The sequence below is a fragment of the Streptomyces sp. NPDC029159 genome (assembly GCF_055564055.1).
This window is the reverse complement of record NZ_JBVHWT010000001.1, coordinates 584,862-603,266: the sequence shown is the minus strand read 5'-3', so window position 1 is coordinate 603,266 and position 18,405 is coordinate 584,862. Positions and strand designations below refer to the sequence as shown.

Sequence of the window (18,405 nt, the reverse complement as noted above, 5' to 3'; positions counted from 1 at the left end):
CGTCAGGAACGGGCCGTGCATCGGGGGGACCTGAAGACAACCACCGCCTTCAGGCGACGAGATAGCGCGCCTGCCCGAGGAGTATCCGTTCCATGAGCGAGCACCGTCGCAAACCGCCACAGCCGCAAGGTGGCGGTCGCGCCGCGGCCCGACGTGCCGCGCAGCAATCAACGGGGCGTCGCGCGGCGCCCCGTGGTGCTGCTTCCGGCTCCACATCCCATTCCGCCGCGCACGGTCAGGAGCGGCCTCCGGGCGGGCGGGCGGAAGCGCGCCGTGCAGCTCAACGCGGCGGTCGCCGGCGGGCGGACGACGCGGCGGGAGCCGGTGGCGGACGAGGCGGTGGCAGGGGTCGTCGCGGTGGTGGTGCGGGCGGCGCGGGTGGTGCGGGCGGCGGCCGTGGCCGTGGTGGAAATGGTCCTGCCAAGAAGCGCTTCATCGACTACCCGCGGGCCGGACGCGAGGGGTGGCGCCGCTTCGTTCCCTCGTGGCGGTTGGTCACGACGCTGTGTGTCGCCTTCGTCGGCGTCATAGTCGGGATCGCCGGCATCGCTCTGTGGCTGGTGGAGGTGCCCAAGGAGAGCGTCGCGGCCCGCCAGGAGAACAACATCTACTACTGGGCCAACGGCGACGTCATGGCCCGCGACGGCGAGACCAACCGGCAGATCGTGCCGATCAGCGACATCCCGATGTCGATGCAGAACGCGGCGATCGCCGCGGAGAACGCGTCGTTCCGGGACGACTCCGGCGTCGCCCCCATGGGCATCGTCCGCGCCCTGGTCAAGATGGCCAAGGGCGAGGAGACCCAGAGCGGTTCGACGATCACTCAGCAGTACGTCAAGAACGCCATGCTGAGCCAGGACCAGACGCTCACCCGTAAGTTCAAAGAGCTGTTCATCTCCATCAAGGTCGGCTGGAAGGTGGGGAAGCCCCAGATCCTCCAGGGGTACTTCAACACCAGTTACTTCGGACGCAGTTCCTACGGCATCCAGGCGGCTGCCCAGTCGTACTACGGCAAGGACGCCCGCGAGCTGAAGCCGGACGAGGCCGCCCTGCTGGTGTCGGTGCTCAAGGGTCCCGAGCTCTACGACCCCGCGGGCGGTTCGGTTCCGCACGCCAGCCCCCAGGAGAACACCAGGCGGGCCAAGGAGCGCTGGTCGTGGGTGCTCGACCGTGAGGTCCAGGTGGGCCTGATGTCCAAGAGCGAGCGGGCCAAGTACACGAAGTTCCCCATGCCGAAGCAGCAGAAGTCGTCGGCCAGCCAGAACGGCCAGATCGGCTACCTGATGGACACGGCCAAGAAGTACGTCCTCAAGAACACCCACCTCAGCCAGGCGGCGTTCGACAAGGGCGGCTACCAGATCTACACGACCTTCGACAGGAAGAAGGTCACCGCGCTGGCCAACTCGGTCAAGAAGGTCGACAAGCGCTACATCAACCCGGAGAAGCGGGAGAAGGACAAGTACGTCCAGTTCGGTGGCGCCTCGGTGGAGCCGGGGACCGGCAAGATCGTCGCGATATACGGCGGTGAGGGCTACGACAAGGGCCACTTCAGCAACAACGCCGACACCTTCGGTGTGCCGGTCGGCTCGACCTGGAAGCCGTTCGTCCTCGCGGCGGCGATGAAGTACGGGACACAGCACAGCAACGGCCAACCGCTGTCACCGGAGAGCCGCTACAACGGCAACGACCACCTCAAGGTGAAGAACGCCGACGGCACCGACTACCTGTCGAAGGACAACTCGCCCTTCTACCAGGTAAACGAGAGCAACCATCCCTGGGGCTACATCAGCCTCAACAAGGCGATGGAGCAGTCGGTCAACACCCCGTTCGTGCAGCTCGGCATGGACGTCGGGATGAGCAAGGTGCGGGACATGGCGCGGGCCGCGGGCATCGCGGACGCGAGCTTCGACAAGTACCTCAACCCCTCGTTCGCCCTCGGCACCTCTACGCCGAGCGCGATCCGCATGGCCAACGCCTATGCGACGTTCGCGAAGTCGGGCACCAAGGTGGAGCCGTACTCGGTCACCGAGGTGAAGCACCACGGAGAGGCGGTGGACGGTATCGAGGCACCCACGAAGGAGTCGACGATCGACCCGGACATCGCCAACAACGTCACCAAGGTGCTGGAGAACGTCATCACGAACGGTACGGCCAAGGCGGAGGCGACGAAGCTGGGCCGTCCCGCGGCGGGCAAGACCGGTACCACCGACGAGAACAAGTCGGCATGGTTCGTGGGGTACACCCCGCAGCTGTCGACCGCGATCTCGATGTTTCGTGAGGACCCGAAGAACCCCCGCCAGCTCTCCATGAAGGGCGTCGGTGGCTTCGACTCGATCCACGGTGGCGCGCTGCCCACAGAGGTCTGGACGCAGTACATGATCCAGGCGCTGGAGGGCACGCCGGTGGAGGACTTCCCGGCGGCCACGCCCATCGGCCAGCGTTTCGACGAGGCGGGCATGCCGTCTCCGACGCCGACCATCACGCCCTCGGAGAAGCCGTCCGAGACGCCCTCGGAGAAGCCTTCGCACTCCGAGACGCCGACCCACTCGCCGACGCCCACGGCCACGGAGACGTGTGCCGACTGGGACATCGGTTGCCAGAACGACGGCGGTGCCGGTGGCGGTCCTGGCGGCGGTCCCGGCGGTGGCCCCGGTGGCGGTCCTGGCGGTGGCCCGGGCGGCGACACCGGTGGCGACACCCAGTCGCCGGATCCGACGGGCGGCGGCGGCCCCGGCGGCTGGCTCGGAGGACCCAGCGGGGGGAAGCCCTGATCCACCTCCGTTTCACGTGAAACGGCGCGCCGCCTCGGCAGCCGAACCCACGGCTGTTTCACGTGAAACAGCGCCTCACGAAGCCCCCGCCCCGGCTCGACCGGGCGGGGGCTTCGCCGCGTTCCGCACAGGGGCGTGCGGCAGGATGGGGCCATGACGAGCGTGCGCGGGGACGAGTCCGTACGGCCCACACAGCGGGACGAGGTCGCGGCAGCCGGCAGCGAGCTGCTCGGTGGCCCGCTCGGCCGCCGGGCGCTGCCCGGTACCAGCCGGCTCACCCCCGTCCGGGTGATCGTGCTCGTCGCCCTCGGCATGTTCGCGCTCGGGATGGTGCAGAAGCTCCCCTGCTACAACGGCGGCTGGTTCTTCGGCGCCACCACGCAGTACGTCCACGCCTGCTACTCCGACATCCCCCACCTCTTCTCCGGGCGCGGCTTCGCCGACGGGCTCATCCCCTACTTCGACCGCCTGCCCGGCGACATGGAGTACCTGGAGTACCCCGTCCTGACCGGACTGTTCATGGAGGTCGCCTCCTGGATGACCCCGAACGGCGGCGACATCGTCCAGCGCGAGCAGATCTACTGGCTGGTCAACGCCGGGATGCTGATGGTCTGCGCCGCCGTCCTCGTCGTCTGCGTGGCCCGTACGCACCGCAACCGCCCCTGGGACGGGCTGCTCGTCGCGCTGGCGCCCGCGCTGGCGCTGACCGCCACGATCAACTGGGACCTGCTCGCCGTCGCGCTCACCGCCGCGGGCATGCTCCTGTGGTCCCGCAGCCACCCGCTCCGCGCCGGAGTGCTCATCGGGCTGGCGACCGCCGCCAAGCTCTACCCCGTCCTCCTCCTGGGCCCCCTGCTGATGCTCTGCTGGCGGGCCGGTACCTGGCGCGCCTACGGGCGGTGTCTGACCGGCGCCGCGGCCTCCTGGCTCGTGGTGAACCTCCCGGTGATGTTCGCGTACGACGCCAGCGGCTTCCACCTCCGCGAGGGGTGGGCGAAGTTCTACACCTTCAGCCAGGAGCGGCCGATCGACTTCGGCTCCGTATGGCTGCTGATCTCCCAGCGCACCGGCAACCCGCTGGAGAACGCCAACCTCTACGCCACGCTGCTGATGCTCCTCGGCTGCGGCGGCCTGGCCCTGCTCACCCTCTACGCGCCGCGCCGGCCGCGCTTCGCCCAGCTCGCCTTCCTCGTCGTCGCGCTCTTCATCCTGACAAACAAGGTGTACTCCCCGCAGTACGTGCTGTGGCTGATCCCGCTGGCGGCGCTGGCCCGGCCGCGGTGGCGGGACTTCCTGATCTGGCAGGGGTGCGAGGTCCTCTACTACCTGGGGATCTGGATGTACCTCGCCTACACGGGCAGCGGCGACAAGCACCAGGGCCTGCCGCCGGAGGGCTACCAGTTGGCGATCCTGGTGCATCTGCTGGGCACGCTCTACCTCTGCGCCGTCGTCGTCCGCGATGTGCTGCTGCCGGAGCGTGACGTGGTCCGCCGGGACGGCGAGGACGACCCGTCCGGCGGCGTCCTCGACCGGGCGTCCGACGTCTTCGTCCTGGGCCGGCCCCCGCTCCCCCGCCCCGCCGTGCACTTCGAGGCCGCCCCACGGGTGCGCTGGGGCGCCGTACGGGAGTGACCGTCCGGGACGGGCGAAGGCCCGGCGCCGCGGGAGTGCCGCGGTGCCGGGCCTTCGTCGTACGGGCCGTGGGCCCAGGTCAGCGGTCGACGATCCGGTCGAACTGCGTCGTGGTGTGCCGCAGATGCGCCACCAGCTCCTCGCCGACCTGCGGCGCGGGCGCGTCGCTCGGGACGAAGAGGATCGACACCTGCATGTGCGGCGGCTCCGCGAACCAGCGCTGCTTGCCGGACCAGACGTACGGGGCGAGGTTGCGGTTGACCGTCGCCAGACCGGCCCGTGCCACACCCTTGGCCCGCGGCATCACACCGTGCAGCGCCTTGGGCGACTCCAGGCCGACGCCGTGCGAGGTACCGCCGGCCACGACCACCAGATAGCCGTCGGACGCGGCCTTCTGCTGGCGGTAGCCGAAACGCTCGCCCTTGGCGACGCGGGTGACGTCGAGCACCGAACCGCGGTACTCGGTGGCCTCGTGGTCGCCGAGCCAGAGCCGGGTGCCGATGCGCGCGCGGAAGCGGGTCTGCGGGAACTGCTGCTGCAGACGGGCCAGCTCCTCCGCCTTGAGATGGCTGACGAACATGGTGTGCAGCGGGAGGCGGGCGGCCCGCAGCCGGTCCATCCAGCCGATGACCTCCTCGACGGCGTCGGAGCCGTCGGTGCGGTCCAGCGGCAGGTGGATGGCGAAGCCCTCCAGCCGGACGTCCTCGATCGCGGCGGCCAGCTTGGGCAGGTCCTCCGGCGTGACACCGTGCCGCTTCATGCTGCTCATGACCTCGATGACGACGCGGGCGCCCACCAGGCCGCCCACCCCCTCGACCGAGGAGACCGAACGGATCGCGCGGTCGGGCAGCGGCACCGGCTCCTCGCCGTGGCGGAACGGTGTCAGAACGAGGAGGTCACCACTGAAGAAGTCCTTGATCCGGGCCGCTTCGTAGGTCGTCCCCACGGCGAGGATGTCGGCCCCGAGGCGGGCGGCCTCGTCCGCCAGGCGTTCGTGGCCGAAGCCGTAGCCGTTGCCCTTGCAGACCGGGACGAGCCCGGGGAACTGCTGGAGAACGCTCTGGTGATGCGCCCGCCAGCGCGCGGTGTCGACGTAGAGGGTGAGCGCCATGGCCGGGCCCGGGACCTTTCTCGTGGCTTGGTGTCGGAAGGACGTACGCAAGGGTGGTCAGCGGCGCGACATATACATGTCGAGCGCCTTGTGGAGCAGCTTGTTGAGCGGGAAGTCCCACTCGCCGAGGTACTCCGCCGCCTGACCGCCGGTGCCGACCTTGAACTGGATCAGACCGAAGAGGTGGTCGTTCTCGTCCAGCGAGTCGCTGATGCCGCGCAGGTCGTACACGGTCGCGCCGAGCGCGTAGGCGTCCCGCAGCATCCGCCACTGCATGGCGTTGGACGGGCGCACCTCGCGGCCGATGTTGTCGGAGGCGCCGTAGGAGTACCAGACGTGTCCGCCGACGACCAGCATCGTCGCGGCCGAGAGGTTCACGCCGTTGTGGCGGGCGAAGTAGAGCCGCATGCGGTTGGGGTCCTCGGAGTTGAGGGCCGTCCACATGCGCTGGAAGTAGCCGAGCGGGCGCGGACGGAACTTGTCGCGCTCCGCGGTGATCTCGTAGAGCCGCTGCCACTCGGCCAGGTCCTCGTAGCCGCCCTGGACGACCTCGACGCCGGCCTTCTCGGCCTTCTTGATGTTGCGGCGCCAGAGCTGGTTGAAGCCCTTGTGGACCTCTTCCAGCGAACGGTTGGCGAGCGGCACCTGGTAGACGTAGCGGGGCTGGACGTCACCGAATCCGGCGCCGCCGTCCTCGCCCTGCTGCCAGCCCATCTTGCGCAGCCGGTCGGCGACCTCGAAGGCGCGCGGCTCGATGTGTGTCGCCTCGACGTCGCGCAGCCGCTTGACGTCCGGGTCCTGGATACCGGCCTTGATCGCGGGGGCGTCCCAGCGACGGATGATCACCGGCGGGCCCATCTTCACGGTGAACGCGCCCTGCTGCTTGAGGTGCGCCAGCATGGGCTGGAGCCAGTCCTCCAGGTTCGGGGCGTACCAGTTGATGACCGGGCCCTCGGGCAGGTAGGCGAGGTACCGCTTGATCTTGGGGAGCTGGCGGTAGAGGACCAGGCCCACGCCGACCAGCTCACCGCTGGTGTCGAACCAGCCGAGGTTCTCCGAACGCCACTCGGACTTGACGTCTGCCCAGGCCGGGACCTGCATGTGGCTCGCCGCGGGCAGATTCTGGATGTACGCCAGATGCTGCTCTCGGCTGATGGTCCTCAGGGTCAGGCTCATGCGGGGCGCTCCTCGGCAGGTGTGTCCCCAGGGTCGGGGCTCCGGCTCTCGCGCCGAAGCCTACTGGGGAGCATCCCGTTCAGGCGTACGGGAGCCGCGTCCGCGCCCGCCCCGCCGGGCGGCGAGGGGGCCGCGGGCCACGGTGGAGGCGGCGCCCGCGGTGGGCGCCGCCTCGGGTGCGGAGCGGTCCGGAGGGGTCAGAAGAGGCCGCCGAAGGGGCCGCCGTGTGCGATGCCGATGTAGAGGCCGACGGCCGAGGCGCCGAGGCCGATGATCGTCATGAAGCGCTCACCGGTCGTGGACGAGACGAACTGGCTCCAGAGCCCCGTGGCGATGCCGACGATGCCGACCCAGGAGCTGACCAGGTGCAGGCCGGGCGCGAGGGTGGTGAACACGGCGATGGCGCCGAGCACCAGGGTGACGGTGGCCAGCGTGTTCTCGACGGGATGTGACCTGCCGTCGCTGTTGAGGAACGCGAGCCGGTTGCGCTGGGTCCTTACTGCCTGTGCCATGCGGCACCTCCCATGAGAGGCGGCGCGGTGTCGCGCCGCTCACACCCGATGTGTTCCAGATTGCGGGGCTTCGCGGTCGGATTTCAACCGGAAGCGTGGCAGCGGGTACGCTGTACGGTCTGCGCCCATCTCTGTCCGGATATCCCGGCAGGGCCGGCGCGGAACGCATCACGACCCTCCTGCCACGGAACGACCGTGGCCGCTGAGTCCAAAGGAGGTGGGTTCCACATGCGTCACTACGAGGTGATGGTCATCCTCGACCCCGATCTGGAGGAGCGCGCTGTCTCTCCCCTGATCGAGAACTTCCTTTCCGTCGTCCGTGAGGGCAACGGAAAGGTCGAGAAGGTCGACACCTGGGGCCGTCGTCGTCTCTCGTACGAGATCAACAAGAAGCCCGAGGGCATCTACTCGGTCATCGACCTGCAGGCCGAGCCTGCGGTCGTCAAGGAGCTCGACCGTCAGATGAACCTGAACGAGTCGGTCCTCCGGACCAAGGTCCTCCGTCCCGAGACCCACTGAACGCTTCGGCGTCAGCGGTAACCGGGTCCGAGTAGCAGCAACACCAGCAGCCAGCAGCACACCCGCCGAGAGGTTCCCCTAATGGCAGGCGAGACCGTCATCACGGTCGTCGGCAATCTTGTCGACGACCCCGAGCTGCGCTTCACCCCGTCCGGTGCGGCGGTCGCGAAGTTCCGCGTCGCGTCCACTCCCCGCACCTTCGACCGTCAGACCAATGAGTGGAAGGACGGCGAGAGCCTGTTCCTGACCTGCTCGGTGTGGCGTCAGGCGGCGGAGAACGTCGCCGAGTCCCTCACGCGGGGCACCCGCGTGATCGTGCAGGGCCGTCTCAAGCAGCGGTCGTACGAGGACCGCGAGGGCGTGAAGCGCACGGTCTACGAGCTCGATGTCGACGAGGTCGGCGCGAGCCTGCGCAACGCCACGGCCAAGGTCACCAAGACCAGCGGCCGCGGTGGCCAGGGCGGGGGCGGCTTCGGCGGCGGTCCGCAGGGCGGTGGCCAGGGTGGCGGCGGCTGGGGCGGCGGCCCCGGCGGCGGCCAGCAGCAGGGCGGCGGCGGGGCTCCCGCCGACGACCCGTGGGCGACCGGCGGCCCCTCCGGCGGCGGCCAGCAGGGTGGCGGCGGCGGTGGCTGGGGCGGTGGCTCCGGCGGCGGCTACTCGGACGAGCCGCCCTTCTAGGTCCGTGCGGCCGTCCGCGACGTTTCACGTGAAACGGCTCGGAATTCCGGCCCGCGGCCTCAGGGCGTCAGCACAAACTTCTTGAACTCACTGGAGAGAGACAATGGCGAAGCCGCCTGCTCGCAAGCCTAAGAAGAAGGTTTGCGTGTTCTGCAAGGAGAAGATCTCCTACGTCGACTACAAGGACACGAACCTGCTGCGGAAGTTCATTTCCGACCGCGGCAAGATCCGTGCCCGCCGAGTCACCGGCAACTGCACCCAGCACCAGCGCGACGTCGCCACGGCCGTGAAGAACAGCCGTGAGATGGCGCTGCTGCCCTACACGTCCACCGCGCGATAAGGGAAGGGTGACCGAGATATGAAGATCATCCTCACCCACGAGGTCTCCGGCCTCGGCACCGCCGGCGACGTCGTTGACGTCAAGGACGGGTACGCCCGCAACTACCTGGTCCCGCGCGGTTTCGCGATCCGCTGGACCAAGGGCGGCGAGAAGGACGTCGAGCAGATCCGCCGCGGTCGCAAGATCCGCGAGATCGCCACGATCGAGCAGGCCAACGAGGTCAAGGGCCAGCTCGAGGGCGTCAAGGTGAAGCTCGCGGTCCGCGCCGGCGAGGCCGGCCGTCTGTTCGGTTCCGTCACCCCGGCCGACATCGCCTCGGCGGTCAAGGCTGCCGGTGGTCCGGACATCGACAAGCGCCGCGTCGAGATCGGTTCGCCGATCAAGACCCTGGGCGCGCACCAGATCTCCGTGCGTCTGCACGCCGAGGTCTCCGCGAAGGTCGGCGTTGAGGTCGTCGCCGCCTGAGCTGGGCAGTAAATGCCGAAGGGCCGCATCCCGGGAACGGGGTGCGGCCCTTCGCCGTGTCCGGGGCGGCTCAGTCGCCCGCCTGGGCGCGCCGGTAGAGGGCGGCGATGTCCTCGTCGAAGTAGGCGGCGTACGAGACGTCGTCCTCGTCCCCGCCGCCGAGGTGGCCGCCGAGGACGCCGATGACCGTGCCGGTCTGGCTCTTGGGGTCGTAGTCGGCGAGCCAGGGGCTGCCGCTGGTGCCGCCCGCGAAGTCGTCGCAGTGGATGCGCATCTGCGTGCTGCTGTACTTCGTGGTGCGGTTCTGGCAGGAGATCGGGGTGTCCCGGCTGCTGGGGTAGCCGGTGACCTTGACCTCGTTCTCGAAGCCGCGGTCTATGCCGAGGGTGTTGCCGCCGAGGACGTCCTGGATCTGCTTGCCGCCCTTGCCGTCGAGGGTGAGGAAGGCGACGTCGAGGTCCTCGTCGTCGGAGGAGGACCAGCGGTGGTCGACGAAGATCTTCCGGACCTTCCACAGGCCGGTGGGTTCGTCGCCGTCGCGGTAGTCCGGGGCGAAGACGAGATCGTCGACCGGCTTTCCGGTCTCCGGGTCGAAGGCGCAGTGCGCGGCGGTGACCAGCATGTTCCGCCCGGGGCTCTGCACCACGCTGGCGGTGCAGAAGTGGTTGCCGCTGTCGTCCTTCTCGAAGACCGCGCCGATCCGGGCGTTCTCCTCCGTACGGCGCGGGGTGTAGGCGCTGCCGTCCGATGCGGGGGCGGTCGCCGCGGGGTCCTGGTCCTGGGGCGGCTCGTCACCGGTGCCGGATTTCCCGAAGCCGTTCGGCGCGGCGAGGGGCGATGGCGGCTCCTCGGTCGCATAACCCGTGAGGACGCCCGCCCCGATGACCACGAGCGTCAGGGGGAGCAGCGATTTCCAGGCAAGCGGGCGCACTCCGTCATTATCGGCAACGCTCCGAAGATCGGTAGTGGTTCAGCGGAAGGCGCCGGTCACAATCCACCGGCCGGAGCGTGCCCGGAGCCAGAGGGTGAGCATCCGGACGGTCATCATCAGGGCCATCGCCCACCACAGTGCCGTGAGCCCGCCGCCGAGCGCCGGGACGGCCAGCGCCGCGGGGGCGAACAGCGCGAGCGTCACCAGCATCGCCCAGGCCAGATACGGCCCGTCCCCGGCGCCCATCAGCACGCCGTCGAGGATGAAGACGATGCCGGAGACGGGCTGGGTGAGAGCGACGACCAGAAGAGTGGTGAGCAGCGGTCCGCGCACCGCGGGATCGCTGGTGAAGAGGGGGATGAACAGTGGCCGGGCGGCCACGACGAGGATGCCGAGGACGACGCCGGAGGCGATGCCCCACTGCACCATGCGGCGGCAGGCCGCCCTGGCGCCGTCCTCGTCGCCCGAGCCGAGGTAGCGGCCGATGATGGCCTGTCCGGCGATGGCGATGGCGTCCAGGGCGAAGGCCAGCAGCGACCAGAGGGTGAGGACGATCTGGTGGGCGGCGACCTCGGCGTCGCCCAGCCGGGCGGCGACCGCGGTGGCGATCATGAGTACGGCGCGGAGCGAGAGGGTGCGGACGAGAAGGGGCACGCCCGCCTGGGCACTGGCCCGGATCCCGGCGGCGTCGGGGCGCAGCGAGGCGCCGTGCCGGCGGGCGCCGCGGACCACCACGACGAGGTAGACGGCGGCCATGGCGCACTGGGCGATGACCGTGCCCCAGGCGGAGCCGGCGATGCCGAGCCCGGCGCCGTAGACCAGGCCGATGTTGAGGGCGGCGTTGGCCGTGAAACCGCCGATGGCGACGTAGAGCGGGGTGCGGGTGTCCTGGAGGCCGCGGAGGACGCCGGTGGCGGCCAGCACGACGAGCATCGCGGGGATGCCGAGGGCGCTGATCCGCAGGTAGGTGGTGGCGTACGGGGCGGCGGTGCCGGAGGCGCCGAACAGCTCGACGAGTGCGGGGGCGGTCGGCAGGACGGCGGCGATGACGGCGGCGCCGAGGAGGAGGGCGAGCCAGATGCCGTCCATGCCCTGCCGTATGGCGGCGGGCAGGTCGCCGGCGCCGACCCGGCGGGCGACCGCGGCGGTGGTGGCGTAGGCGAGGAAGACGAAGACGGAGACGGCGGTGGTCAGCAGCGCGGCGGCGACGCCGAGACCGGCGAGCTGCGGGGTGCCGAGGTGGCCGATGACGGCGCTGTCGACCATCACGAACAGGGGTTCCGCGACGAGGGAGCCGAAGGCAGGCAGGGCGAGTGCGATGATCTCGCGGTCGTGGCGGCGGGCGGAGCGCCGTGGCGTCGCGGGAGCCTGTGTCATGCGCACAATCTAATCTTCCACAGGTAATAGACGCAAGACGATTGTGATCCTTACTTTTCGCTGGACGGGGTGAGGGGATGCGCGTCTGAGGCGTCGATCATGAACAGGTTGTCGAAGTTTTTCTCCCCCACAGCCTATGGATGGTGAATCCGCAGGTCACAGGGGTGCGATCGGGTTGATTGTGTGCTTGTCCACAGTGGTTTCCCCCAGGCCGTGCACAGGAACGGGGGAGTTCTCCACAGCTGAGGGCCACTCATCCACACCGCCTGTGGATAACCAGATTGGCGGACGGTGCGTACGGGCCTACCGTTGACCGGCGCCCGCCACCTGTTTTCGGCCCGAGTGTCCAGTGAACTCGACGCGCCGTAACCGGAGTCGGGCGTCTCAATTGTCGGAGCCGTGCCGTAAGAAGGAAGAGGCACGGCGAGGTCCGCGCCGCGGACGGGAGGAGGTGCCGGGGTGAGCGTGGCAGAGCCCATGGACGACCCCTGGGCGGACTCCGGTCCGGGGGACCGGCTGCCGGCCGGCCGCTTCCGCCGGGGCGAGAGCAAGGGCCGCGGCCGCGGTGACCGCTCCGAGCGCGACGAGGAGGGCGGCTCCTGGTCCGGCGGCTTCGAGCGCGTCCCGCCGCAGGACCTGGACGCCGAGCAGTCCGTCCTCGGCGGCATGCTGCTGTCCAAGGACGCCATCGCCGACGTCGTCGAGGTCCTCAAGGGCGAGGACTTCTACCGCCCCGCCCATGAGCTGGTCTACCAGGCCATCCTCGACCTCTACGCCAAGGGCGAACCGGCCGACCCGATCACCATCGCGGCGGAGCTGACCAAGCGCGGCGAGATCGCCCGCGTCGGCGGCGCCTCCTATCTGCACACCCTGGTGCAGTCCGTCCCGACGGCGGCCAACGCGGAGTACTACGCCGAGATCGTCCACGAGCGAGCGGTGCTGCGCCGCCTGGTCGAGGCCGGCACCCGCATCACGCAGATGGGATACGCGGCGGACGGCGACGTCGACGAGATCGTCAACAGCGCCCAGGCGGAGATCTACGCCGTCACCGAGCAGCGGACCAGCGAGGACTACCTCCCGCTCGGCGACATCATGGAGGGCGCGCTCGACGAGATCGAGGCGATCGGCTCCCGCCAGGGCCAGATGACCGGCGTCCCCACCGGCTTCACCGACCTCGATGCGCTCACCAACGGCCTGCACCCGGGCCAGATGATCGTCATCGCCGCGCGTCCCGCCATGGGTAAGTCGACCCTCGCGCTGGACTTCGCCCGCGCCTGCTCGATCAAGAGCAATCTGCCGAGCGTGATCTTCTCCCTGGAAATGGGGCGCAACGAGATCGCGATGCGTCTGCTCTCCGCCGAGGCGCGGGTGGCGCTGCACCACATGCGGTCCGGTTCGATGACCGACGAGGACTGGACGCGGCTGGCCCGCCGGATGCCGGACGTGTCCGCCGCGCCGCTCTACATCGACGACTCGCCGAACCTCTCCATGATGGAGATCCGCGCGAAGTGCCGCCGCCTCAAGCAGCGCAACGAACTGAAGCTGGTGGTCATCGACTACCTCCAGCTGATGCAGTCGGGCGGCTCCAAGCGCGCCGAGAGCCGCCAGCAGGAGGTCTCGGACATGTCCCGAAACCTGAAGCTGCTCGCCAAGGAGCTGGAGCTCCCGGTCATCGCCCTCTCGCAGCTGAACCGTGGCCCCGAGCAGCGCACCGACAAGAAGCCGATGGTCTCCGACCTGCGTGAATCCGGCTCCATCGAGCAGGACGCGGACATGGTCATCCTGCTGCACCGCGAGGACGCCTACGAGAAGGAGTCCCCCCGCGCCGGCGAGGCGGACCTGATCGTCGCCAAGCACCGTAACGGCCCGACGGCCACGATCACGGTGGCGTTCCAGGGGCACTACTCGCGGTTTGTGGATATGGCGCAGACGTAGTCGTTGCCATCAGCCGTCACCGGGCGGGGCCGTCGCATCCACTGCGGCGGCCCCGTCGGCATTGAGGGCTCGGCGGACCGTTGAGCGGCGTAGTCACCAACCGGAGATCACGGCCCGCCCTTGGGGGATGGCGAGATCGAGCAGGCCGGGGAAGCGAGCGTCGAGATCGTCCCGGCGCAGCCGGTTCAGCCGTCGGGTCCCCTCGTCCCGTTGGTGGATCACGCCCGCTTCGCGAAGCGCCTTGAAGTGGCCGCTCTGGGTGGACTTGCTGACCGGTAGCGCGAACGTCGTGCAGGCCAGTTCGCCGTTGGGCCCGGCATCCGCGAGCCGGGCGACGATCGCCAGCCGGACCGGGTCGCTCAGCGCTGCCAGGACGGTGGTGAACCGCAGGTGGGCGCGGTCGGGGTGCACGAGCTTCGTCGCGGTACGGCTGGCCATGTCCGCAGCATAACCAAACATGTTCGGGGGTGGCGAACATCTGTTATGTTCGCGCTACTCGAACATGAGGTTGTGGAGGAACGCATGCCGCTCGATCGACTTTCCGCCGAGCACCGCTGCCGGCCACCGCGCCGCGACCGCAGGGCCGAGCCCTCGGGGTTACCGCGTACAGAGCAGGACACGGGTCCCGGGCCGATGGGCAGGTGGCGGTTCTGGGGTGCGGCCTATGCACTGTTGATCCTGCTCGCCGGCGCGACCCTGCCCACCCCGCTGTACCGGGGCTATGCGGCGCGGTTCGGCTTCTCACCGCTCGTCGTCACGCTGATCTTCGCGGCGTACGTCGTCACACTGATCCCTTCCCTGCTGGTGGCAGGCCCGCTGTCGGATGCGATCGGACGCCGGAAGGTGCTGCTGCCGGCGGTGGCCCTGGCCGCCCTGGGGTCGGTGGTCTTCGCCTTCGCGGCGGATACGGGGTGGCTTTTCGCGGCGCGCATTCTGCAGGGTGTAGCGCTCGGTGCGGCCTCGGGGTCGTTGACCGCAGCGCTGACGGAACTGGAACCGGGCGGCAACCGGCGCAAGGCGGCGCTGGTGTCCACCCTCGCCTCCGTGGCCGGCCTCGGCCTGGGTCCGGTGCTCGCCGGTCTCCTCGCCCAGTACGCCCCGGCGCCGTATGTGCTGCCGTTCGCGGTGGAGGTCGTGCTGTTGGTACCGGCGGCAGCAGTGATCATCGCGCTGCCGGTGACCCGTTCCACGGCCCGCCGGCGGCCCCGCCGCCCCGGGATCCCCGCCGCGATGCGGGCCACCTTCGCCACCAGCGGGACCGCCGGCTTCCTCGCGTTCGCCGTGATCGGGCTGTTCCTGACCCTCATCCCCACCTACGTGACCACCCTGTCGGGCAGCAGCAACCTCCTGTGGGGCGGCGCGGCCGTGGCCCTGATGCTGATCTGCTCCGCCCTCGCCCAACTCGTCGGCTACGGCCGGCCGGCCCGGACCCTGGAGCTGCTCGGCCTTCCGCTGCTGGCCACCGGCCTGGTGCTGCTCGCTCTCGCGGGCGCCCTGGCCTCGTCGGCGCTGCTGATCACCGCGACGGTGGTCGCCGGTGTCGGCCAGGGGTGGGCGTTCCTCGGCGGCCTCACCGCCGTCAGCCAGGCAGCTCCGCCCCACCGTCAGGCCGAGGTGCTGTCCAGCTTCTACGTGATCATCTACCTCGGGGTCGGCCTGCCCGTCATCGGAGTCGGTTTCCTCGCCACCGTCGCCGGACTTCTTGCCGCGGTGCAGTACTTTGCCGCCGCGGTCGCTCTCCTCTGTATGACGGTGCTGGCCGTTCGCGTCCGAGCACGTCACCGCGCCCCGGCCACCGTCCCACCGGCATCCGGCACCGCCGGAGACTGACACCCGGTCACCGGGACTCCCGCTGCGCATGAGGTGCTCACCGCCCTTCTCCGCCAGGCCATGGCCGACCGAAGCGCCGTGGACGACGCGGACCGGGTGTCCCGGTGCGCCCCGGTGAGGAAGAGTGGACGCGGCGGCGGGCCGGGCCGGGTCCGCCGGTTGGCCGCTGTCGAGGAGGAGCATGTCCACCGTGCCGTCCGAGGGTTCGGGTCCTGAGTCCGTCCGTGTGTCGGGAGGCGGGGCCGTAGCGGCCCTTCCCGGGGACGAGGAATTCGCCGGGCTGTTGCCGGAGACCCGGCGGGAGTTGGCGTACCGGCTCGCGGTCGGGCAGCGGGAGGGGCGGGCGCCGTCCGTGGTCGGGGCGGTGGTGCGGGGTGGCCGCATGGTGTGGAGCGGGGTGCGGGCGGCGGATCCGCCCGCGTCGTACGGCACCGTGCAGTACCGCATCGGCTCGCTCACGAAGACCTTCGTCGCGGTGCTGGTGCTGCGGCTGCGCGACGAGGGCGTACTCCGGCTGGACGATCCGTTGGGGCGTCATCTCGACGGGACCGAGGCGCCCGACGCGACGATCGGGCAGCTGCTGGCGCACCGGTCCGGGCTCGCCGCCGAGCCGCGCGGCCCCTGGTGGGAACGGACCGCGGGCACGCTGCGTCCGGAGCCCGCGGACCTCTTCGGCGACCGTCCGCAGCGCCTGCCGGCCGGTGTCCGCCACCACTACTCGAACCTCGGCTACGCGCTGCTGGGCGCGCTCGTCGAACGGCACCGGGACGGCCGCTCCTGGGACGACGTGCTGCGCGCGGAGGTGCTGGAGCCGCTCGGCATGAAGGAGACGACGACGCGGCCCCGGGAGCCGCACGCGCGGGGTTGGGCGGTGCACCCGTGGGCCGACGCGCTGCTGCCGGAACCGGCGCACGACACGGGGCTGATGGGCCCGGCAGGTCAGCTGTGGTCCACGGTGGAGGATCTGTGCCGGTGGGCGGCGTTCCTGCTGCGCGGTGACGAACGGGTGCTGTCCGCGGCGAGCCTCGCGGAGATGCGGGTCCCCGCGGTGCCGCCGGAGGGCGACGGCTGGGACGCGGGGTACGGCCTGGGCCTGCAACTGGCGCGGACGAGCCCTCGTACGGCGCCGGACGGGACGGCGCAGGCGCCGGGCGGGCGGCTGTCGGCCGGGCACAACGGGTCGATGCCCGGCTTCCTCGCCTCGCTGTGGTGCGACCCTGACCAGGACCTCGCCGCCATCGCGCTGGCCAACTGCACACACGGGCCCTCCATCTCCGGGATCGCCACCGGTCTGCTGGAGACCGTGGCCGACCGCGAACCGCGCATCCCGGAGCCGTGGCGGCCACTGTCGGGACCGCTGGACGAGGAGCTGCTGGCGCTCACCGGCCCCTGGTACTGGGGCGCGAACCCGTTCGCACTGCGGCTGCGCGAGGCGCGGTGGCTGGAGCTGTCACCTCTCTCCGGCACCGGCCGCGCCTCACGGTTTCACGTGAAACCGGACGGCACCTGGACCGGCCTCGATGGCTACTACGCGGGCGAGACGCTCCGCGTGGTGCGCGACGCCGACGGGTCCGTCAGCCATCTCGACCTGGGAACATTCGTCCTCACCCGGGGCCCGTACGCACCGCAGGCACCGGTGCCGGGCGGTGTGGATCCGGAGGGCTGGCGGGTCTGACTCCTGCCGGTTGTGGGACCCGCACAGGTCGCCTGTGCGGGCCACCATCAGGTGTCTCGGGCCCGTACGGCGGGGGTGGCAGGCCCGGACGTACAGTCGAGCGAGACGTCAGGAGCCGCGCCACCGTGCGGCTCGCTACCGCTGGAAGGCCACTGTGACTGCCGTGACTGCGAATGCCGAAGCCCCGGTTCTGCTGGATCTGCCGCCGCTCGACGCGGCCCGCTTCGCGCGGATCGAGGACAAGGTCGCCGCGCTGATGCGGACCCGCTGCGATGTCGTGGCGACGCAGGGGGAGGCGCTGCTGCCGCTGGAGGCGTGCATCCGCTCGGCGGTACGGCCCGGGAGCACGGCGCTCAACATCATCACCGGCCCGTACGGCGAGACCTTCGGCGGCTGGCTGCGGTCCTGCGGCGCCGAGGTGGTGACAGTGAGCGCACCGTTCACCGGAGCGGTCACCCCGGAGCAGGTCGCGGAGGCGCTGCGGGAGCACCCGGAGATCACTTTCGTCAGCCTGGTGCATGCGGAGGCGGCGACCGGCAACACCAACCCGGTGGCGGAGATCGGCGCCGTGGTGCGGGAGCACGGCGCGCTGCTGATGCTGGACGCGGTGGCCTCGGTGGGCGCCGAGCCGCTGCTCACCGACGAGTGGGGCGTGGACCTCTGCGTGATCGGCGGGCAGAAGGCGCTGGCGGGCCCGGCGGGCGTCTCCGCGGTGTCGGTCAGCGCCCGCGCCTGGGGGCAGATCGAGGCCAATCCGCAGGCGCCCCGGCGCTCGTACCTTTCGCTGCTGGACTGGAAGCACCGCTGGATCGACGGTGGCCGTACCGCACTCCCGCACGCCCCGGCCCAGCTGGAGATGCTCGCCCTGGAGCAGGCCGTCGACCGCGTCGACGCCGAGACGCTGGACACGGCCATCGCCCGGCACCGCGCGGCGTCGGCCGCCACCCGGGCGGGCATCCGGGCGCTGGGCGGGCTCACCCCGTACGTGACCCGCGACGAGGACGCGGCCCCGGCGGCGACCACCCTCCGGACGCCGGACGGGCTGGACGCCCGCGAGGTGGTAGAGGCTGCGCTGACGGCCGACGGCACTGTCCCGGTCCAGGCTGCGGCGGGGGCGCTCGCCACGGAGATGATCCGGGTGAACCACTACGGCCGGGCCGCTGATCTCTCCGTGGTGCAGTCCTCGCTGGCGGCGCTGGCCGCCGGGCTGGAGGCCCATGGCGTGACGGCCGACGCCACGGCGGCGACCGAGGCTGCCGAGTCCGCATGGCGCGAGGCGCTCGCCGCCTGACGCGGAGCGGCAGTGCCTCCCTGCGAGGCGCCGGCCGGTGATGAACCCCGAGGGGTGGGGGGGGGGTTTCCTGGGAAAAAGGCACCACCCCCCTTTGGTGGGGGGGGGGGGGGGGGGGGGGAGGGAAACCCCCCCCTGCAGGAAGAAAGTTGTGGGGAGGGG

Annotated in this window: 16 protein-coding genes; 10 read left to right on the top strand and 6 right to left on the bottom strand. The window is 70.5% G+C overall.

Annotated elements, in window-relative coordinates; genetic code table 11:
- The first annotated feature begins 92 nt into the window (after window positions 1–92).
- Together ACZ4U4_RS02725 and ACZ4U4_RS02720 are read left to right on the top strand one after the other, a co-directional pair.
- Window positions 93–2,771 (top strand): transglycosylase domain-containing protein, encoded by a 2,679-nt coding sequence (locus ACZ4U4_RS02725; RefSeq protein ID WP_467868542.1) that lies wholly within the window; start codon window positions 93–95, stop codon window positions 2,769–2,771.
- A 153-nt stretch (window positions 2,772–2,924) separates the two neighbouring features.
- Window positions 2,925–4,403, top strand: coding sequence for a glycosyltransferase family 87 protein (locus ACZ4U4_RS02720; protein WP_467868540.1), 1,479 nt, complete (start codon window positions 2,925–2,927; stop codon window positions 4,401–4,403).
- 79 nt (window positions 4,404–4,482) lie between these two features.
- Here the strand turns inward: ACZ4U4_RS02720 and ACZ4U4_RS02715 are convergent, their stop codons facing one another.
- From ACZ4U4_RS02715 to ACZ4U4_RS02705, 3 genes are all read right to left on the bottom strand, one after another.
- Complete coding sequence (locus ACZ4U4_RS02715; protein WP_345089327.1) at window positions 4,483–5,514, bottom strand: alanine racemase; 1,032 nt, start codon at window positions 5,512–5,514, stop codon at window positions 4,483–4,485.
- Between the two features lie 57 nt (window positions 5,515–5,571).
- Entirely contained in the window at window positions 5,572–6,690 is a 1,119-nt protein-coding gene (locus ACZ4U4_RS02710; RefSeq protein WP_467868538.1) for a lipid II:glycine glycyltransferase FemX, read from the bottom strand.
- A 197-nt stretch (window positions 6,691–6,887) separates the two neighbouring features.
- A complete protein-coding gene (locus ACZ4U4_RS02705; RefSeq protein ID WP_030285634.1) occupies window positions 6,888–7,202 on the bottom strand; it encodes a hypothetical protein in 315 nt (104 codons plus the stop codon).
- Between the two features lie 228 nt (window positions 7,203–7,430).
- Here ACZ4U4_RS02705 and rpsF point away from each other — a divergent pair, with 228 nt between their 5' ends.
- The 4 genes from rpsF to rplI all read left to right on the top strand — a co-directional run bounded on the left by rpsF (window position 7,431) and on the right by rplI (window position 9,204).
- Complete coding sequence (rpsF, locus tag ACZ4U4_RS02700) at window positions 7,431–7,721, top strand: 30S ribosomal protein S6 (RefSeq protein ID WP_003978891.1); 291 nt, start codon at window positions 7,431–7,433, stop codon at window positions 7,719–7,721.
- Window positions 7,722–7,802: 81 nt separating this feature from the next.
- Window positions 7,803–8,399: a single-stranded DNA-binding protein gene (locus ACZ4U4_RS02695; protein ID WP_399088375.1), complete on the top strand. Its 597-nt coding sequence runs from the start codon at window positions 7,803–7,805 to the stop codon at window positions 8,397–8,399.
- A 103-nt stretch (window positions 8,400–8,502) separates the two neighbouring features.
- Window positions 8,503–8,739 carry a 30S ribosomal protein S18 gene (gene rpsR, locus ACZ4U4_RS02690; protein ID WP_003978893.1) on the top strand — a complete coding sequence of 79 codons (237 nt, stop codon included), beginning with the start codon at window positions 8,503–8,505 and terminating at the stop codon, window positions 8,737–8,739.
- A gap of 18 nt (window positions 8,740–8,757) precedes the next feature.
- On the top strand, window positions 8,758–9,204 hold the full coding sequence (gene rplI, locus ACZ4U4_RS02685) for a 50S ribosomal protein L9 (protein WP_467868535.1): 447 nt from the start codon (window positions 8,758–8,760) through the stop codon (window positions 9,202–9,204).
- Between the two features lie 70 nt (window positions 9,205–9,274).
- Here the strand turns inward: rplI and ACZ4U4_RS02680 are convergent, their stop codons facing one another.
- On the bottom strand, window positions 9,275–10,135 hold the full coding sequence (locus ACZ4U4_RS02680; RefSeq protein ID WP_467868533.1) for a trypsin-like serine peptidase: 861 nt from the start codon (window positions 10,133–10,135) through the stop codon (window positions 9,275–9,277).
- Between the two features lie 39 nt (window positions 10,136–10,174).
- Entirely contained in the window at window positions 10,175–11,512 is a 1,338-nt protein-coding gene (locus ACZ4U4_RS02675) for an MATE family efflux transporter (protein WP_467868531.1), read from the bottom strand.
- Between the two features lie 477 nt (window positions 11,513–11,989).
- Between ACZ4U4_RS02675 and dnaB the strand changes: the two genes are divergently transcribed.
- Window positions 11,990–13,447, top strand: coding sequence for a replicative DNA helicase (gene dnaB, locus ACZ4U4_RS02670; RefSeq protein ID WP_467868931.1), 1,458 nt, complete (start codon window positions 11,990–11,992; stop codon window positions 13,445–13,447).
- 93 nt (window positions 13,448–13,540) lie between these two features.
- Here dnaB and ACZ4U4_RS02665 read toward each other — a convergent pair whose 3' ends face one another.
- The gene (locus tag ACZ4U4_RS02665; RefSeq protein ID WP_467868529.1) at window positions 13,541–13,885 is read right to left on the bottom strand and encodes an ArsR/SmtB family transcription factor; all 345 of its coding nucleotides are present in this window, start codon (window positions 13,883–13,885) and stop codon (window positions 13,541–13,543) included.
- 195 nt (window positions 13,886–14,080) lie between these two features.
- Between ACZ4U4_RS02665 and ACZ4U4_RS02660 the strand changes: the two genes are divergently transcribed.
- From ACZ4U4_RS02660 to ACZ4U4_RS02650, 3 genes are all read left to right on the top strand, one after another.
- Entirely contained in the window at window positions 14,081–15,277 is a 1,197-nt protein-coding gene (locus ACZ4U4_RS02660; protein WP_467868527.1) for an MFS transporter, read from the top strand.
- A 181-nt stretch (window positions 15,278–15,458) separates the two neighbouring features.
- On the top strand, window positions 15,459–16,952 hold the full coding sequence (locus ACZ4U4_RS02655; RefSeq protein WP_467868526.1) for a serine hydrolase domain-containing protein: 1,494 nt from the start codon (window positions 15,459–15,461) through the stop codon (window positions 16,950–16,952).
- A 154-nt stretch (window positions 16,953–17,106) separates the two neighbouring features.
- A complete protein-coding gene (locus ACZ4U4_RS02650; RefSeq protein ID WP_467868524.1) occupies window positions 17,107–18,243 on the top strand; it encodes a pyridoxal-phosphate-dependent aminotransferase family protein in 1,137 nt (378 codons plus the stop codon).
- Window positions 18,244–18,405: the final 162 nt, after the last annotated feature.

Excerpts from the sequence above, each read along its gene's own strand:
- ACZ4U4_RS02710 (WP_467868538.1), bottom strand. The coding sequence starts at position 6,690 with ATGAGCCTGACCCTGAGGACCATCAGCCGAGAGCAGCATCTGGCGTAC.
- ACZ4U4_RS02660 (WP_467868527.1), top strand. The coding sequence starts at position 14,081 with ATGGGCAGGTGGCGGTTCTGGGGTGCGGCCTATGCACTGTTGATCCTG.
- ACZ4U4_RS02695 (WP_399088375.1), top strand. The coding sequence starts at position 7,803 with ATGGCAGGCGAGACCGTCATCACGGTCGTCGGCAATCTTGTCGACGAC.
- rplI (WP_467868535.1), top strand. The coding sequence starts at position 8,758 with ATGAAGATCATCCTCACCCACGAGGTCTCCGGCCTCGGCACCGCCGGC.
- ACZ4U4_RS02725 (WP_467868542.1), top strand. The coding sequence starts at position 93 with ATGAGCGAGCACCGTCGCAAACCGCCACAGCCGCAAGGTGGCGGTCGC.
- ACZ4U4_RS02655 (WP_467868526.1), top strand. The coding sequence starts at position 15,459 with ATGTCCACCGTGCCGTCCGAGGGTTCGGGTCCTGAGTCCGTCCGTGTG.
- ACZ4U4_RS02715 (WP_345089327.1), bottom strand. The coding sequence starts at position 5,514 with ATGGCGCTCACCCTCTACGTCGACACCGCGCGCTGGCGGGCGCATCAC.
- rpsR (WP_003978893.1), top strand. The coding sequence starts at position 8,503 with ATGGCGAAGCCGCCTGCTCGCAAGCCTAAGAAGAAGGTTTGCGTGTTC.
- ACZ4U4_RS02720 (WP_467868540.1), top strand. The coding sequence starts at position 2,925 with ATGACGAGCGTGCGCGGGGACGAGTCCGTACGGCCCACACAGCGGGAC.
- ACZ4U4_RS02675 (WP_467868531.1), bottom strand. The coding sequence starts at position 11,512 with ATGACACAGGCTCCCGCGACGCCACGGCGCTCCGCCCGCCGCCACGAC.
- ACZ4U4_RS02705 (WP_030285634.1), bottom strand. The coding sequence starts at position 7,202 with ATGGCACAGGCAGTAAGGACCCAGCGCAACCGGCTCGCGTTCCTCAAC.
- rpsF (WP_003978891.1), top strand. The coding sequence starts at position 7,431 with ATGCGTCACTACGAGGTGATGGTCATCCTCGACCCCGATCTGGAGGAG.
- dnaB (WP_467868931.1), top strand. The coding sequence starts at position 11,990 with ATGGACGACCCCTGGGCGGACTCCGGTCCGGGGGACCGGCTGCCGGCC.
- ACZ4U4_RS02665 (WP_467868529.1), bottom strand. The coding sequence starts at position 13,885 with ATGGCCAGCCGTACCGCGACGAAGCTCGTGCACCCCGACCGCGCCCAC.